Origin of the sequence: Streptomyces torulosus (assembly GCF_001419765.1) — a bacterium.
In the GTDB taxonomy this organism is placed as follows: domain Bacteria; phylum Actinomycetota; class Actinomycetes; order Streptomycetales; family Streptomycetaceae; genus Streptomyces; species Streptomyces torulosus.
Genome location: NZ_LIRK01000989.1, coordinates 1 through 1077, shown reverse-complemented (window position 1 = coordinate 1077; position 1077 = coordinate 1). Strand labels below are relative to the sequence as shown.

1 protein-coding gene and 1 pseudogene are annotated in these 1077 nt (G+C 72.4%); both read right to left on the bottom strand.

The genetic code is table 11. The features are described from left to right. A pseudogene (locus AOK23_RS43405) lies at nucleotides 1-185 on the bottom strand (SAM-dependent methyltransferase); the annotation flags it as partial. Nucleotides 186-267: 82 nt separating this feature from the next. Further along, entirely contained in the window at nucleotides 268-828 is a 561-nt protein-coding gene (locus AOK23_RS43400) for a hypothetical protein (protein ID WP_055717853.1), read from the bottom strand. Nucleotides 829-1077 lie beyond the last annotated feature (249 nt).

Genomic DNA, 1077 nt, shown 5'->3' with positions numbered 1-1077 from the left:
AGCAGTGCGGTGGAGATGCCGGTGCCGGCGCCTACGTCGACGGTGGTGGAGCGGGCGAACGGGCGGGCGGCCAGGTCCTCGATGGCGGGGAGGAGGGTGGGTGGATAGGAGGGGCGGCTCGCCGCGTACTGGGCTGCGGCCCTGTTGAACGAGTGGGCTCGGGACGCGCGTTGAGGGGTGTCCATGGGGACATGGTTGTGGTTCGGGGGCGGTTCGAGGAGGGGGCGTCCCCGTCCCTCAGCCCCGCCGCCGGGGGATTGTCCTGGCTCAGCCTCGGGGGCGGCGCTTGGCCGGGTTGCCGGTTCGCTTGGTGGTGCGGCGGGTGTACTGGTCCAGGGCGGTTTCGTAGGTCCGGCGGTGGAGGGACTCGCCGGGGGCCTCCTTGAGGGAGCGGAGGAAGTAGGCGGCGAGGGAACCTATGAAGCCGATGGCGAGGAGGCCGCGCAGGGTGGACTGGCGGTCCGGGTCCGGGCGCCGGGTGAACGAACCCCAGGTGTGGCCGAAGGCCAGGGCGCTGCACACGGCGAACATGACGACGACCGTGATCGAGACGAAGCCGCCCACCGCCGCCAGTTGCAGCCCCTCGTAGGCGAGGCGCAGCACGAGGCAGGAGGCCGCCACGGCGGCGAGGGAGCCGATGGAGACGGTCACGCGGCGGGTGGTGTAGTTGCCGTCGTGGTTCAGCCAGGTCGTCCCGAAGAAGCGGATGGGTTCGGGGAGGGGACCCTTGGGCGTCGTGGGGGCCTTGGTGGCCGCCGGGGTCGTGGAGCCCGCGGGTGCCTTGGCGGGCTGCGGCTTCGCCCTGGTTCCGGTCTGCTTGTCGCTCACGGGTCGATTATGGCTCCGGTGCGCGCGGCGACGACGAGCCGGGCTGGCGGCGGCCCCGGCCGGTGCGGTCCACGGCGGCGGTCGGCGGGGTCGACGGCCACAGAGCCAGTGCGATCACCGGTCAGCGCGGTCGAAGCCGCCAGCCAGTACGACCATCAGCCAACACGGTCGAGGCCACACCCCATGTGGCCACCAGTCAGCTCGGTCGACGGCCGCAAACCGTGGCGATGCGGCCCTCGACCGAGCTGA